This window comes from Anaplasma bovis (assembly GCF_036903315.1).
Taxonomy (GTDB): domain Bacteria; phylum Pseudomonadota; class Alphaproteobacteria; order Rickettsiales; family Anaplasmataceae; genus Anaplasma; species Anaplasma bovis.
Map to the genome: position 1 here is coordinate 1 of NZ_JAWLNY010000022.1, position 16,474 is coordinate 16,474.

The 16,474-nt window shown below is 42.0% G+C and carries 9 protein-coding genes and 1 pseudogene; 9 read left to right on the forward strand and 1 reads right to left on the reverse strand.

What is annotated here, in order from left to right; genetic code table 11:
* From R4I06_RS02695 to R4I06_RS02725, 7 genes and pseudogenes are all read left to right on the forward strand, one after another.
* Window positions 1-191, forward strand: a pseudogene (locus R4I06_RS02695) (type VI secretion protein); the annotation flags it as partial.
* A gap of 720 nt (window positions 192-911) precedes the next feature.
* Window positions 912-1,295, forward strand: a complete 384-nt coding sequence (locus R4I06_RS02700; protein WP_334413999.1) for a TrbC/VirB2 family protein — start codon at window positions 912-914, stop codon at window positions 1,293-1,295.
* Window positions 1,296-1,710: 415 nt separating this feature from the next.
* Window positions 1,711-2,082: a TrbC/VirB2 family protein gene (locus R4I06_RS02705; RefSeq protein ID WP_334414001.1), complete on the forward strand. Its 372-nt coding sequence runs from the start codon at window positions 1,711-1,713 to the stop codon at window positions 2,080-2,082.
* A gap of 246 nt (window positions 2,083-2,328) precedes the next feature.
* Entirely contained in the window at window positions 2,329-2,700 is a 372-nt protein-coding gene (locus tag R4I06_RS02710; protein ID WP_334414002.1) for a TrbC/VirB2 family protein, read from the forward strand.
* Between the two features lie 150 nt (window positions 2,701-2,850).
* Window positions 2,851-5,256: a VirB4 family type IV secretion system protein gene (locus tag R4I06_RS02715; RefSeq protein WP_334414004.1), complete on the forward strand. Its 2,406-nt coding sequence runs from the start codon at window positions 2,851-2,853 to the stop codon at window positions 5,254-5,256.
* A gap of 320 nt (window positions 5,257-5,576) precedes the next feature.
* Window positions 5,577-10,769 carry a hypothetical protein gene (locus tag R4I06_RS02720; RefSeq protein ID WP_334414005.1) on the forward strand — a complete coding sequence of 1,731 codons (5,193 nt, stop codon included), beginning with the start codon at window positions 5,577-5,579 and terminating at the stop codon, window positions 10,767-10,769.
* A gap of 166 nt (window positions 10,770-10,935) precedes the next feature.
* Complete coding sequence (locus R4I06_RS02725) at window positions 10,936-14,307, forward strand: hypothetical protein (RefSeq protein ID WP_334414006.1); 3,372 nt, start codon at window positions 10,936-10,938, stop codon at window positions 14,305-14,307.
* 17 nt (window positions 14,308-14,324) lie between these two features.
* Here R4I06_RS02725 and R4I06_RS02730 read toward each other — a convergent pair whose 3' ends face one another.
* Window positions 14,325-15,398 (reverse strand): 5-(carboxyamino)imidazole ribonucleotide synthase, encoded by a 1,074-nt coding sequence (locus R4I06_RS02730; protein WP_334414007.1) that lies wholly within the window; start codon window positions 15,396-15,398, stop codon window positions 14,325-14,327.
* A gap of 167 nt (window positions 15,399-15,565) precedes the next feature.
* Here R4I06_RS02730 and apaG point away from each other — a divergent pair, with 167 nt between their 5' ends.
* Both apaG and R4I06_RS02740 read left to right on the forward strand, forming a co-directional pair.
* On the forward strand, window positions 15,566-15,940 hold the full coding sequence (apaG, locus tag R4I06_RS02735) for a Co2+/Mg2+ efflux protein ApaG (RefSeq protein WP_334414009.1): 375 nt from the start codon (window positions 15,566-15,568) through the stop codon (window positions 15,938-15,940).
* A 275-nt stretch (window positions 15,941-16,215) separates the two neighbouring features.
* Window positions 16,216-16,474: P44/Msp2 family outer membrane protein (locus R4I06_RS02740; protein WP_334414008.1), on the forward strand; the 259-nt coding region annotated here is incomplete at its 3' end.

A 16,474-nucleotide genomic window follows, 5' to 3' on the forward strand; every position in this document is an offset into this window, starting at 1 on the left:
GCTCGAGCATAATGGCCATCTTCGGGAAGGTGTCATGGCCCGCAATAGTGATGTTAGTGGTGTTTACTGGGATATTCTTCGGTGCCGGTAAAATAATGCAGAAGTTCGCTCATGGGCTCAATGGTAATATTGCTGTTAATAACGGCAGAGGCAGTAATGTAGAAAGCTGGACGTGTCAGAGTAGTGCCTAAGTAGGTAGAGTGTCGGTGTTGCTGAAGAAATACAGTGGGCCATGCTGAACTCTGCGTTGATTACGAATAGGTGAGGTGCTACTTAGATCCTGTGCTCGCTAAAGATATGCTGATTTATATCGAGAAGGATGAGCACCTCAACCCTGCTTTTATGGCTCTTTAGAGTCTGTTGTGCTCGCAGTGTAATCAAATCTTTAGTAATTTGTTCTACGTCAATGGGACTTTAATGTCGTGCCATTAGTAGAATGATAGTGTGCTCAAATGCAGATTCTCTAGCATACGTGCTTTTCGCTTATATACGGTGCTGCGTGCTGCGTGCTGTTCGTAGTTGTGAGACGCTCTCGTCCGAACGCGGCGCAGGTAATATCAATGATAGGAGTAGGAGCCTAAATATCGCGTTGGATTCATATGGCAACTTTTATTGCTATTGTCATTGTAATAGGGAAAAATCAGCAGATGTTTCCCTTCATTGTAAATTTCTAAAAGAAAACGAAGTTCTCAAGAAAGACCTGTGTACTGTTCACGTCTTAGCTGGACAAAATAACGCATCAAAGCCGTGCAGCATACATTTTAGCACTCAAAATTTGATTGTATATTCCTGCAGTAGCACAAGCACTAACGCAAAATTTCTTCCCACAGGCAAATACTCTACAACACAGCGTGCTTGTGTCATCATAACGATAATCCATGCGCACTGTGTATCATATAAATGGAGGGATTATGAATAACCAAAAAGAAAGGACAGGACGCACGAAAATAATACGAACGTTATTCATGTTCCTGGTGCTGTTGCTCATCTTAGATAATACTAACGCTGTGGGCACTGACGTGAATGATCTACAGGATATCATGCAGTCAGCAACGAGTTCAGATAACCCAGTAATTACTAGCGGCGCTGTTGCTAAGAGCCTAACGTGTAACGTGGTAGAGTTCATGCAAAAATTATGCGCCCCTGTAATGACAGGGGTGATAGTTGGATCAGGCATAATGGCGATCTTTGGTAGGTTATCATGGTCCGCAATAGCGGTAGTTATAATATGTACCACTTTGTTTTTCGGCGCTGGAGAGGGAATTGCGGAGATTAGTGGGCACAGATGTACGTAGCAGTACCACATAGCTACTCTTCCTATAAGATTAGCACGATACCGTGAAAGGCTACTATCACTGCATTAGCACTCTGCGCATGTATAAAGCGTGCCCGCTACTACTGTGAAACTAGAGTCATTCCTATGATTGCCTGGTAGTAAAAGTGTGCACAACGTTTGCGCAGTAAGGTTTTTTCTAACATGTTTTACTGATACATATTACATAGTCTATGAAATAAACAAATTACTATACCAGCACTACTACACCCAAGCTGTAATATGCCGACCTGCAATATGAAAAAACGAAATATACTCAGATTAATCATAATTTAACCTGTTATCTCATAAGATGCAAGTAATGTAGTGTGTGCGCACACTTGATGCATGTGTTCGTGGGACATCGTGTACTTACTTCATATTAGAGGTTAACGATTATGCCGAAAGTTATTAGGTTTTTTGCAAAATCATTTTTTTTAATAATGCTACTATTTCCTGCTGCGCAGAGCTTTGCTGGTGGTGGGGGCGGTGGTAGTGGGGCTGCCACTACGGACGTTCCTTCACAGGTTATATGCAATGTGATAGTTTTTGTACAGAAGCTGGGGCTGCCAATAATGACCGGTGTAATACTGGGATCGAGCATTATGGCGATCTTTGGTAGGTTAGCATGGCCTGCGATAGCTATGCTGGTTGTGTTCACTGCGATATTCTTTGGCGCTGGGAAATTAATAGCAAAATTTGCTGTTGGAGTAGGTAGCATGAAAGTAGATACATTTGAATGCAAGGAAAATAACACCGCTTCCCCATAGTTGAAGAGTTTCTATTTGTATCATAATGGGATGATATACGATGAATGACGACGATGTACAATGTGCATCGTCTATATTGTGACGATATAGGCAATCGAAAACTTAACTGCATGCTTGTGTCGTCACGCTTTCTCAATTTTCAAATTCAAGAATCTTAACAGATTAGTGTACATAAGTATGGATACACTGGACAGATTGGTATATAAAATAATAGAAAATTAACCTTTCAAGAAGGTAGTTAATATAATGATGAAGAGATTCAACTTTTCTGCTACTACAATTTACATATTTATATTTCTAATTTCATTTTTTACCCCTAATGCACTGTCGGCTTACCAATATTCCGGAACAAGTGAGGGGGAGGTTGCAGCAAAAGTTATATGCAATGTTGTCGTATTCGTACAAAAACTAGGGTTGCCAATAATGACAGGAGTAATACTGGGATCGAGCATTATGGCCATATTTGGCAGGTTGGCATGGCCCGCAATAGTGATGTTAGTAGTGTTTACTGCCATATTTTTTGGCGCTGGGAAATTAATAGCAAAGTTTGCTGGAGGTATTGCTGAACTGGGAGCAGAAGACTTTGATTGTAGTGTAATAGCGGGGAAAAGTTTATAGCTTTCCACGGGGGTTTCGCGTGTATCATGTGATGTTTTTTTATGCTATATGCGAAGCCTCGACTATATACCGCGAAGTTCACAGAATGTTAAGTGTATGAATGTACTAGTTCTCTGCGAAGGGTGATTTACTGTTTACCAGGGTTGCTAGGTGTCTTTTGTAAATGATCTTATTTCTAAGTTTCGTAGAGGGGGGAGCTCTCTGGAGGATAGCGACTCAGGGGGAGAGCATACTCGTCAGGGATTTGAGAAGGCGGAGTCATCTTATGCAGAATACATAGCTCCTGCGTGCCATTATAACGAGTATACAATCCTTAATAAGGGTGGAGAGTTAGTACAGATCATAAAGATTGAGGATTATGTATGTCGTGCTCCCAGCGTTTCTCTTAGAGAAGTTATTAGAAAAAGTATCATCAATATTGCAGATGGAAATGTGGCTTTCTGGCTTTATACGGTACGTGAGAAGAAAAAATTTCACCTAGAGTGGAAAGATACAGGAGATTTTTCTGACGTTTTGCATGGGAAGCACGAGAGCATATCTTCTGAGAGGTATGAAACCTATGCTAACACAGTATACATAGCTGTGGTTGTGGGTCACCTACCAGAAGGCATGAACTCCATACTTGGAGCGCTTTTCTCAAGGATGGTAATCAAGAAACATAAGCACTACCTGTCAACTCATGCTGCGTATCTTTCAAGGATCACATCTGCAATCATGGAAGCGTTGGAGGGATTTTCTGTTAGTAAACTGGGACTAATAAAGTGCAAGGGTGGCAAGTGGAGATCCGAGCTTCTAGAATTCCTTAGCTACGTTGTGACTCTGAAAAGACAGGAGTGTTTTCTTGATACGTGCGATAACGCTCATACCATTGCAGGGGGCTGCAGCATACAGATGGGCTTTAACGCTTTTAGGGTTACTGGTCCAGCGGGAGGCTCGAAATACGGAGCCATCTTGGGTGTTAAGTCTTATTCTGGTGACTGTGCAGAAGCCATTAACTCGTGCGTACAGCAACCGTGCGAGTTCATCATCGTTGAGGTGCTGAGGTTTGTCGAAAATAAGGAGGTGAAAAAGCTCTACAGCAAGCAGGTAGAATTACTAGAAGTAAGTGGCGACAAGAGCTTAGTGGAGACTTCAATTCTACAGGAAGTGGGGGCTCTAAAAGAAGGCATGGGAGAATGCTGTGAGAGCAAAGTAACATGTCTAGTGGTCGGTGACAGCTTGTTTGCACTTAAGGAAGAGATAAACAGGATGGTGGCTGCATTTTCAACAATTGGTGCCGTAGTTACCAGGATGGATATTGCCATGGAAGATTGTTTTTGGGCAAATATGCCAGGCAATTTTCGCTACGTTATTGGCATGAGGGCAGGGTTAATAAATGCGGCATGCAACTTTACGATGCTAAATGAATTTCCCTCTGGTTGTTTGAAAGGTGGCAAGTGGTCCGAAGCCATCACAATGTTTTTCTCTGCTGCGGGATTCCCATACTTTTTCAGCTTTCACGCAGAAACCAGGGGCCACACTGTGTGCTTAGGGCCAAACGATTTTGATATGACTCTTCTAATAAACTTCATACTTTCTGAGGCAAGGAGACTTAGTGTGAAGTCTGTAGTTTTTGACTACAGTGGGAAGTCAGTGATATACAGCTTGGCTATAGGTGGCAAGTACCACAGAATAGATAGCAGGCAGGAGAGTACCAGCGCGTCTTTTAGTCCGTTTCACGTCGAAGATACGAAAAAGAATCGCGAAATTGCGGTTGAAGTCGTATGCAGGATGGTGAGTCCCGTCAAGCAAGTTACTAAGGAGCTCAAAGTTGCTGTTTCCGAAGCGGTGGCAAACATCTTCTCCGTTTCCGAGGATTCTCGTACTCCAGAGAAGATAAGCGAATGTATAGGAAATCTGGGAGGCAAGGTAGGAAACTGGATTGGTAAAGGACAATTTGCGCATCTCATCACCTCCAGCAGCAACATAGAATGGGGTGCTGAGTTTTTAGCCATCAACGCTGGTATGCTTGTGGGCAAGCAGGAGTGTATATCAGTTATACTGTATTACTTACTACACAGCATGGAGAGGTATCTCAAGGGGTCGCCAACTATTCTGGTTATGTACGAAGCATGGATACTGGACACTGTGTTCCTAAGTGAGGAAGAATTTGATAGTTGGATAAAAAGGCTGGAAAAACTCAACGTTGTGGTTGTATTCGCATCAGAGAACATAAGGGCCATGACGGCTAGCAGGGTCTTCAGGTATGTGAATAAGCATGTGGAGACAAGAATTTTTATGCCCAACTGTATTGTCGAAAGCAAACAATATGCTAGGACTCTGGGGCTATCCCAAGAGGAATTTGATACCATGTTACAAATATCGCAGAGCGAGGGGCATTTCTTTTTAAAACAGGGAAATTCATCAGTAGTTCTTACTCTAAACCTTCCTAAGAGGGAGAAACGTGTCTTGTCCGCAAATAGAACCACTATAAAACTCATGTATGATGTGATTGCGGAAAAGGGGAAGAGCTGGTTAGATGAGTTTCATGCAAGGTGTGACGCTCTAGAGAAGTGAGCAAAATTTTCTCATACACAGAACTTCGCTAAATTTCTAATGCAACAAGTGACTGCGCGCCAGTGCTCGCACGTAAATTGATGGTTGTATCGCATGCACCATTAGATATGCACTGCATATAATGCATTCCCGTATGAGATGTAGGAAATTCTGCAGGATATAACAATAAATCTGCTATATTATAGGTGATTACACCATCAAAATTAGGATATAGATATATATCTTGAATAAATATTAATATATACCTAAGTATATTCATCCGTATCTCATATTATCGACTGAAAGATAATAATTTAACAGATGACAATGGTGAAATGTTGATGCCAACCAGTGAATTAGGACAGGGTGTTTCCCTTCGAAAGGGGCTCAGCTTTTCCAAGATATTGTTGTGTGTTATGTACGTCTCCATAATGCTTTTCACTCCTCAGCACTCCTCATCTGTGGGCACGACACCTGACGAGTTCTTTGAGGCACCAAGAAGAAAGGGTGAGGGAGGGCTTTTTGCAATTCCTGAAATCTTGGTGGTGCTACATCCTACGATATTTGGGAGTCTTATGGATGTAGAGGTCATAAGGCTAGAGAGATGGGAGCATATTTATGGAACTGTGGGATACGTAGCGGGCTTTGTAAAAAGGGATGATCAGGACGGTAAGCTCAAAATGTGTGCGTGTACTAAGTATACCAACATACTTAGTAGTGCCACAAAGTCCGATATGGATAAAATGCGTCGGGAAGAAGTCGAGAAGATGACGGATTTTAACGATCTTGAGCTTGATAAGAGAATAGAGTCTGAGTGCGACAATGCTGGCACTTATAAGGGCTGTGTAGACATAGTTTCTGGAATTACACCAGATGCATGCATGTTTTGTAACGCTTTCATAAAGGAAGACCAGGCAAGAGTTCTTCCGCTTGCATTTAGTAAGCAAACCTATTTCGACCCAGGAGTTAGGATGTTGGGAGTAGATGATAAAAGTGCTTCTCAGGATGTGTACGTGGGCGTATATGGTAGATATTGGGAACGCATAAGGGGCGTAACACATAAGTTCTGTCAGGGGTCAGTGAAAGACGCCATATGGGGAGCTACTAAGTGTATAATGGAGACAAAGAGTAAGAGCACTGAGCCTGCTGGCTATACTGTATACAGAGCCGACGATGATACCGTATGTATGCATGGTAAATATGATGACGGCGGGACCTCCCTTGATTGCGCACCTATTCCGCAGCTAAAGCGGCCACTGTTGGAAGCAAGGAGTAATGGCGAAGGGCTAAAGATAAAGTTTCCTGAATGTAAGGATAGGGACGGTGAAGATACAAAATACTGCAATCTTGAAATGAATTTTGGGGAAAAAGATGAGGATGTGGGGTTCTCAATTATTAAGCCAAAACTTAGCGATCAGTACGACTTCAAGAAAGTACAAAAGTGTCCCAATGGTGCCGGAGACGGTCGTTCATGTTACTATGAGTATGAAAGTGATCCAAAAGGGAATGTTACATGTATTACGGGTTTAAAATACGCGCGTAAGAAGTATTATGTCAGGAGAAATGGAAGATACCACTGGATAAGTGAATTGCCAAAAGTGTTAACTGCCAAAACTTATGATTCTACTGCTCGTAGGTATATTCAATGCCCAGATAATAAATCCATAGATTTGTCGAAAGTAAACCAGGACTTTATAGATACCATGACCATACGCGGTAATACGTACAACCTGCCGCAGAGTAATCAGAAAGGTCCAGGAGGATCTTCATGTGATGGTGCTCTCTCATATGTACACAGTAACTATAGGCTTCTTAAATACTCTGGAACATGCAGGATGGAGGACAGGGAGAGCGCACAGGAAGGATACTGTAGGACCCAGTATACAAGTCTTGATAACTATGAACCGTTTTTCCTCAATGAAGGAGAATCATACGCGAAGGGTTCTATTGTTCCTCTCAACGACATGCTACAGGGGCTATGCGTTAGTAATTTCCCCGACCATGAATATAAATATACCGCCGCTGAAGATAGCGGAAACAGTGGTGTTAGTAGGCACATTTTGAACATAACAAAAGACAACACTTCATGTGACTTTTTGAAAATAGAAATGTGGGGAGGGGGAGAAAGTGGCTCATTGGCTGCTAATAAAGGTACTGGGAAACCTGGTACCTATGTCATGGGGATTTTGAAAGTTGCTGGGAATGAGGGCAAGCACCTTCTGATAAACGTTGGTAGAGGAGGCACAATAGCCCCTTCTGCAAAGGGCGATACACAAGTTATAGGTAGAAACACAACTGTTTCTCTATGCAGCGATTACGGGGCAAAATCTTGCAATATTAGACTTGTGGCAAAAGGTGGTGGTGCATCCGATGTGCAATCAAGCGGACACGAAAACTTACTACACTATAGGATATCAGAAGGTAAAGGCACTATTGCTGCGGACGAGGTGTTTATTCCTTATCAGGGGGAAGAAGATAACACCGAAGGATCTATACATGCAAGCAAAGTAGGTTGTGAGAGGGGAAATGCATCTGATATCAAGAATGTGCAAATTGTTGTGCAGAGCACATTTCGTGGTGCAGGTGGGTGTGCAGATAAACTTAAGAGAATAGTGCAAAGCGGCGCTGATGGGGCGGTTAGATTGACATGTGAAAAGTGGTCTGGTTCTCCTGGAGCTGTAAAAAAATGGTCTGCTTCTTTATGTGATGCGAAATTCATGTCATATCTTGAGAAGCTTAAAGAATATGCAGCGACATCAGACCTTTCAAGTTCTGCAATTGAGTTTTTCTATAGCATTGCTAATGAGAAATTCTGTGAAATATCCAGCTCTTTTCCGGGTTTTTCCGGAGCAATTGAAAGTATTCACTCTCTGATTTCAGACAAAGATAGCACCAAAAATTTGAAACTAGGTGGCAGGAAGAATATATCTCAGTGGATAGATTCTAAGATTGCTCCCCTGGTCAAAGCACTTGATGTGGAGGGGGAAATTTTTGATAAGTACATAAAGGATTTTGCTAAGGATAAGAGCATCACACGTGATCAAGCTAAGGAGAAGTTTATAAGTAGTTTTAAAGAACTCGTAAGGACGAAAGTGCCTACTTATGCCAGTGTTAAGGATATTATGAAACATGCGGACACTATCGAACACCTGGCAAGGAAACATAATGCGAAAACAGCGAGAATATTTGGCGCATTAAAAAATGAAAAGATGGCTAAGGTAGCATCAGAAAATTCTGAACTTGTTGGATTTATAAAGGAATTGGCAAACATACTGTCAAGAGGTAGTGTTATTGTAAAAAAGGGCTCAGACTTTGAGTCTTGGGTAGATAATTATAGGAAAAGGCTACAAAAGATTCTGAGCGAGGATGACGAAGTTACGTCAATATATGTTAAAGGTGAGCCCTCAATAGTGCAGAAAAGCGATCCCAAAGTTGTCGAGCGGGAGATAAATGATATCGCCAATGGACTAAGGGACGTAATAAAAGGTGAGGTAAAATCAGAGTCTATAGCAGCAAGTATCAGTAAGAATACTGATACTTTGAAACAGCCCGCAAATAATGAGAAACTGAGCGCCAAAGACATTTTTACAAGACTTACCAATGGTCCTTTTCTTGAGAACGCGCAGGATAAACAAAAATTTCTCAATGCTATTAGCTCTATCATTGCGATTATTACTGGTGATGTAAAAATTGTGCAGACTGAGCACGAGAAAGGGAAATTGATAGAAGATGCAATGAAGTCTCTGAGCACTGTGCTTGATGAAAATCCAAAGGTGGTTTCCGCGTATAAGAAGATTCAAGGTAATCAAGCTATTTCTGATGGTCAAGCGAAGAAGGATCTTTTAGGTGTATTTCGTAAATTACTTGATAGTAAGTTTGTGATAGATCACAGAGAAATTCTACGTGCACTACAAGATGTCAAAAAGCGTGCTCAAGATGCAGGCTTAGAATCCCGACATATAGAGGTTTTTGATAGGCTGTCAACTGAGGAGGTGGTAAAGGAAGCCGTAAAGTCAGATGTCGTAAGGGATTTTCTTGGAGATATTGGATATGCCAAGGAGGGGAGCTGCATTTTCAATAAGGAAGAGTACACGAAAGAAAAATTAAAGAATTACATTCAAAAAACATTTTCTAAACCAGAGGTTGCGAATTTTATTAAAAATCTTCTTAAGGTGCCTCCTCAAGCACTTGAAGAAAGCATTAATGAGTATGTCGAAAAGGTAATTGCGAAGAAGACCGTATTTTCCTACGATATAGAGAAAGCAGTGCAAGAAATTATGAATTCTTCCGGCCAGGATTGGGAAATTCTCGGGCTAGGCAGGAGCATTCTACGGCATTCAATTAGGGAAATAATGCAAAAAAATGCTTGCTTTATGTCAGCGTTTTATGCAGTAGCAAACGCATACGGTGCAGTAAAAGAAATGAAGGAGAATTTTCGTTTTGAATTCCTTAGCGAGGCAGAAAAGGAAGCGGCTAAGAAGATGCTGGCTGATGAGCTTGTGCTGTGTCTACAAGACGATGAATTGTTTGTTCAGGCTCTTTTGAAAGCTGGATATGTTTATTCTGTTTATTCTGGATGCAGTAGTCCTCAAGAATGTCTGCAAATCTTTACAGATGGACTGGTGAAGAGAGTTGATTCAGTACCTAAACTTCCTGATCTTAAAGCTCGTATAACAGAGAGAATTAAAACGCTATTCCAAAAATCTTGGGATATTTTGGGCAGAGTACCAGATGGAGCTAATGATGTTCTATATGCAATGACAGGGCAAGAGGCTTTGCGGTGCTATTCGGAGAATAGCACTGTAGTGTATCTAATGGAGAAGCTTATTAGAACACAAGACCGTTCCGTTAAGAACTACTACTGTGATGATACGCAGGAGAAGGTAGGTACTATAGCAGATAGACTTTATTCTTCCATAAAAGAGAGCGGAACATGCAAGGATGTCTTCACACGAGGCAGTGTCTCGAAAAGAAATAGACCAGAATCCGAAGGAGAGTTTTTAGACTTGTTGTTGCCCGTGCTAAAACACATTGAGGAAGCAAGCTTTACTATAGCGAAAGATTGTGGTGATGCTGCAAAGCTAGCGCAGTACGTAGAGGATATTTATTCGAAAATGCGCTCAACAAATGACGAAGTTGCGTTCATATTCTCTCTCATAATGCGTGATAAGGATCTTTTGCAAGTTATGTCTAAAACCGGCTTTCAAGAGCTATTTAAAAGGTTAAAAGAGAGGTTAGAAGTAGGTAAAGATCTCAGAACACACGAGATCCAGTTACATTTTGTGAAAGAATTCATTGATTCTTTAGAGCACATGTCTGACAATGAACAAGCTCGCAAAGCGATTGAGGCTTACCATCAACATTACTTAAAGAACATAGAAGAGATTACTAAACTTTCGTTTGTGAGATCTATTATGAGTGACGCGACTTCGAAGAAGGCAACAGAATTAGCCCTTAATACCATGAGGGACGGATATCCATATGCATCGACGCGCTTACTATACCACGCAATACTGCACGCATTAGCACCTTGATAAAATAAGTTCTTATTTCCCTTATGTGTAAAGAATAAATGCACAGATTTGGTGCAATATGTTGCAAGTTTCATGCTTCACAACTCGCAGTTCGTAAAGGGCGCGAAGTATTCACGCGTGGATTGTTTTCATTAGTTAATTTTTAACATTACTGAGCTACCGTCCGGTGGTAATAGTTACTATGGTAAGAGTTGTGCGCAGTCTCGCGGGTATATGTGCATGTGTTTTTCTATTACTATTCTGGGTTGATACAACTAAGGCAACCACGGAAGGAGCAAGCGCATCTTCAGAACCTGAGTGCAAAAACGGGTTGCAAGGTGTGAGTGCGGGTACTAGTATACTCCCCTCTGAGTACGATGACGTAGAAGATAAGATTAGAATATGCGGCGCATCGCCAAATTGTAATACTTGCGTAGAAATGTATAGAGGAGATTGTGGGTACGTATTTCCAACCAATGTAACTGTTATAGAAGAAAAGAGGCATGACGGAAAGAAAGAGCTGTGTGCGTGTCAGACATTTGCGTGTGATCTAGCATGGGACCCAGCAGGTTGGAATAAGAAATGCTTTACAAAAATAAAATGTATTCCCAAGAAACCACACTATGACAAAATCTCCCTGGAGCAGGCTCTGTGTGGGGGCGAGGATGGACCAAGTGTTAGATTTTGCCCATTGACTTTTAGTAAGCAAGGTTATTTTTCTCCGGGTTTGGTGACATCTGTGCTTTACGAAGGAGAAAAGACTCCGTACAGGCAATACGAGATTATAAACAAGTTTGTTCCAGGTAGTAGAAGCACTGGTTCTGGTGCGTCTGCACAACTGCCGCACCATGAAGGAAGCATAACTTCACGTAAAGGAGAAACCTTTCATTATGTTGCGTATAAGAAAGAGGACTCCTTATGCTTGAGATATGGTGGGAAAAGAGGGGTCAATACGTCTAGGTCCAAGAATGAGGCCGATTTTGATACTTGCATCCCCATACCTGTGCCTGAGAGACCTGTTATGTACGTGAGCAAAAGCGATGGAGAACAAATGATTAACGGCAGAGCTTTTGGTATAACACCAAACGATAGAGATGCAATACTGAAAGATGCCATGTACAGAAACAGGGCACTTTTTGCGGAGATGGATGTTATGAAATACGGGAACTATGTTGCTGGAAAAAGGAGATATGTGGGTGTACAAGATCACGTGAGTGCACTGCTGAAAACTCTTGTAGGCTCTTCAGGTATCCAATATTTGTGTATGCAGCGTAAATCGTTGTTCCAAGAGGCATGTTCCAATACTAAAACTGCTGTGGAGTTTCCTAGAGATGTTAAATACAAAGAGAGGGAGTGTACCATGGCGGATTCCGTAGTAGACACTGCGGTGGCAAAGTTTTTTTCGGGATACGTTTTTAGCAGATTAAAGGACAACATAAAGGACATAGGGGAGAATATACCTATTACTGTAGCAGGAAGAGAATGTAGAGTTGCGAAGCAGCATATGCACAACACTAACGGGGAGGGGAGTGCTACTGTCGGAGAAGAAAGTCTTAGATGCGAATATACAGAAGCACCTGTTATTTCGGAGTTCCAACATACTATGGCAAGAGTACGTAGGGGTTATGATGTCAGTGAAGAAATGGAGAGAAGAAGAAGTAGCACGGCATTAGGAAAGAAAGTAGTATCTTCAGGACAAAGCCTTGTAAGCAAAATTCCGTTGTTTGATTACCATGCCATGGGAGAAGTGGTGTGCGCAGATATGCCGCAGGGAGATATAGAGTTTGAAGTCTTGGAGGGTGCCTCAATTACAATTAATTGTAGCTCTAACACGTTGAGGTGCGAAGAAAAAACACGTGGCCATGGCAGATTCAGAGTACGGAAAAAACCTAAAACGTTAAGAAGATACGTTATGGTTGGTAGCAAGGGGGAGCGCAGGCGCATCAGATGCGATGATAAATACTCGATAGACCTGTACGCACTTAGTCAGGAGGTGTTGGATAAGTCTGTCGTACATGGGAATAAGTTTGTGTTACCAAAAGAATATTTGATAAACACGTTAAGTGATAACACCGAAGATCCGTGCTATAGCTCCCGATCTGAAATAGTGTACTTCTACGAAGATGGAGGCTTTGTTTCAGATGCCGATCTAAGCAAGTGTGCAAATCCTATTACCGAATATTATGCGTCAGGTAAAGCCATAAGAGGCTGTGAATACAGTTACATAAGGTCAGATAATTACGAGCCCTTTTTAGAGGAAGGAAACATAAGTGGGTTCTCGATAGTGCCTCTTAGCAAGTACGAACAAGGGTTTTGTATTGACAACTTCTCACGCATATTATTTGAACCTAAATCCCTCAACAACGTCGCTACTGAACAGCAGACCAGTCATTGCTTTAAACATGGAAGCAAAAATAACGTCGCTTCTGCACTTACGACTGAGTATAGATTTCCAATAAATAACAACAGTTTTGCTGTTGAGCCTGCAAGTAAAGATGGTAAATTAGATGCCAGTGGTAGCGCGCAGGTTAGAAAAAAGTGCACATTTTACAAAGTGGAAATGTGGGGTGGAGGCGAAGCTGCAAGACGTGAAGGTGAAAGCGAAAAAGGTAGTAAGCGCTCCGGTAGGCCTGGGCAGTATGTCTCACTGCTACTTGATTTATTTGATGAATATGTAAGGGCATCTTGCACATCATGCAGCAACGACGAAAAGTGCAAAGAGGCCGTAAAAATTTTGAATACTAATAAGAAATTTTCTCTGCTAATGAATATAGGCGTAGGAGGGCAGCAGGGGGGCAGTAGCGATACTACTGATGCATCAACAAAAGGTGGAGACACAATTCTATACCTATGCGGAGATGATCCTATACAAGGACTAGCAACTTGTGATTCTGAATCTGTCGCTGTAAAGGATACTAGAGAAGGATGGCCGTATAAAGTAATTAACAATCCACTGTTTGATCAAAAGGACGCACAAGCTACTAGCCAGCCAGAGAGTCTTCCAAGTGCTGCAGGAAATCAAGTAAGTGGGGCGAACTGTTATGAGATAGCAAGAGCAGTTGGCGGCGGGAGCGACATGCTAGGAGAGCCGTGGCATGGTCCGCATAATAAAGTACTGAAGTACCACAGAACAATTTCTACAAATGTGCTGAGCAGCGATAAGAGCGGTATGAAGCTTCTATTGGGAGGTGAAGCCATGTTTACTAAAATTCCTGTGGAAGTGAACATGTATGATGACAACGGAGGCATTGGCTTCGCTACGGGGGGATATCTAGCACAGCGCAGCTTACCAAAGGAAAGGTGCAACTACATAGAAACTCCTGCAAGTGATGTGAGTGTGCAAGGTCCGCTACAAGGCATGAAAATGACCCTTATCGTACCAGGCATGGGTGGATGTTGGGGAAAAGAAGCGGCAACGCAAACAGGTGGTGCTGCACCAGTAGGTACTCCAAGCTCTACCGAAGACAAACCAGGAGCAGGCAGAAATGGTGCAGTAATCATCACATGCGAGCGTTGGGGAAATGGGATGTACAACTCAGATATCCGAGCTGGATCATAAGTCCGTCACTGTGCAGTCTATTTACTCAGCAGAGTGGTAATATGGCCCATTTTTCTGCCGGGACGGGGGCTTTTCCCGTATATAGATATACTAGTGCTAGGATCTAGGTATACGTCGTGGCTTATTTCATTGTTGCTGAAAATGTTGTGCATGGTACACGGAGATAGGAGCTTAACTTCACGCAATGGAAGACCGCATGCTGCTCGAATTAATTGCTCAAATTGGCTGACATTGCATGCATCCATGCTCCAATGTCCCGAATTATGGGGACGCGGAGCAATTTCATTTACAAGCAATTCACCAGAATTGGTTACAAAAAATTCCACAGCCAAAATACCCACCATGTCAAGGGATGACGCTATAGAAAGCGCTATCGCTTTAATTTCATCGCTTACATGATCTGAGATTTCCGCCGGCACCAAAGACTGGCTCAATACTCCACCAGAGTGCTTATTTTGTGCGATTGGGAAAAATTCATATGAAGAATCAGAAGACATTGCCACAATTATGGAAATCTCTTTGCAAATATCCAAAAACTTCTCCACTATATAAACGCAATCCTTGCGTAATTCAGGAATTATCTTCTCTAAGCAACTTTGGTCGCGAATCAGGTATTGCCCTTTGCCGTCGTACCCCAGCTCAGCAGTTTTCAGTACTACAGGGTATCCCATAGAACGCGCGCTATCACGTAATGTATCCATACATGTAACTTCTCTGAATGGAGTCACTTTTATACCGAGACTGGCTATGTGCGATTTTTCTCTGATCCTATTCTGAGCAACATGTAATGCTTTTACACCTGGATAAATTGGCATATTTTTGGTGAGTTCTGCTACTGCACTTATCGGTATATTTTCAAATTCTATTATGCCTAGGTCGACCGAGGACGAGAATTTGTGCAATGTCTCAGGATCGGTGAAACTTCCGATTGTGCAATTATTAGTTACAAACGTCGCTGGCTCATCAGGAGTTTCTGCAAGGACCTTTACTCTATAACCAAGCCTGTAGGCTGCTAACGCCAACATTTGCCCTAGCTGACCACCCCCCAGAATACCCACCATAGAGCCTATAGGTATATGAGAAGTTTTCATAATTATAGAAATTGATATAAGAGTAAAAGCTAACTATAGTTATAAGGGTAGTTCTGTGTTTACGCAATGTAGATATGCATGGCATACTTGTTGTGGTATTGGGTTGAGTTTGTACATCTTGGAGGTGTGAGCCTGTGGCAGTACTGGAGTGTGGGAGTATCACAGAGATGATAGAGGTGGAGGTATCTCCTACGTATCTTGATGAGCATTCTATCCCGCATGAGGACTGTTACATATGGCTATATAGTGTTAGGATAAAAAACAAAAGTGAGTCCACTGTACAGTTGTTGAAGCGCAATTGGAAAATAATAGATTCACGGGGAGTGATCAACGAAGTAAGTGGATCTGGAGTCATTGGAAGGCAGCCAGTATTAAGACCAGGAGCATATTTTGAATATACGAGTGGCACGTGTTTGAGTACACCATCTGGAGTGATGAACGGGTGGTATCAGTTCATGGATGAAGACAGGGCTCAAGTGTTCTATGTTGATGTGCCTGCTTTCTCTCTAGACAGCCCGTACGATGGCGTAAGATTGAACTAGTACAGCAACTTCAAGAGAGTAATCAATAAATTTAGCAGTGCTATTAATGTCCTTAATCCCAGTAAGGCTACTTGATGGCAAGAATATGCATTATATATATATACTACTTCTGTCATGGTTAATGCCTTGCGGATAAGTAGTGTAATAAGGGTAAGGTGCTGGTAGCGCAAAGCTAGGCAAGCATGATGAGTTGCAGGTACCAACTTTGCGTTATCTCCTAGTGATGTACTAGACATACAAGAGGGGAGCAAATTCTTGTAATACTGGCAGGAGGATTGGATGAAGGAAGCTTCATAGATCCTGGAGCAGGGAATTTCTATATAGGATTGAGCTACAATCCTGCTATAGGGAAGGTAAGAGACTTTGCGATAAAGGAAAGTACAGGAGAAACTAAAGGAGTATTCCCGTATAAAGGAAGTAAGAAGAAGGTAGAGTTGAAGGCAATAAACTTTGATTGGGAATCTCCTGATCCAAGGATAAGTTTTAGGGATAGTAAGATATTAGCGTTTGATGGTTCTATAGGTTATGGAATAG

Excerpts from the sequence above, each read along its gene's own strand:
- R4I06_RS02700 (WP_334413999.1), top strand. The coding sequence starts at position 912 with ATGAATAACCAAAAAGAAAGGACAGGACGCACGAAAATAATACGAACG.
- R4I06_RS02710 (WP_334414002.1), top strand. The coding sequence starts at position 2,329 with ATGATGAAGAGATTCAACTTTTCTGCTACTACAATTTACATATTTATA.
- apaG (WP_334414009.1), top strand. The coding sequence starts at position 15,566 with ATGATAGAGGTGGAGGTATCTCCTACGTATCTTGATGAGCATTCTATC.
- R4I06_RS02730 (WP_334414007.1), bottom strand. The coding sequence starts at position 15,398 with ATGAAAACTTCTCATATACCTATAGGCTCTATGGTGGGTATTCTGGGG.
- R4I06_RS02705 (WP_334414001.1), top strand. The coding sequence starts at position 1,711 with ATGCCGAAAGTTATTAGGTTTTTTGCAAAATCATTTTTTTTAATAATG.
- R4I06_RS02720 (WP_334414005.1), top strand. The coding sequence starts at position 5,577 with ATGCCAACCAGTGAATTAGGACAGGGTGTTTCCCTTCGAAAGGGGCTC.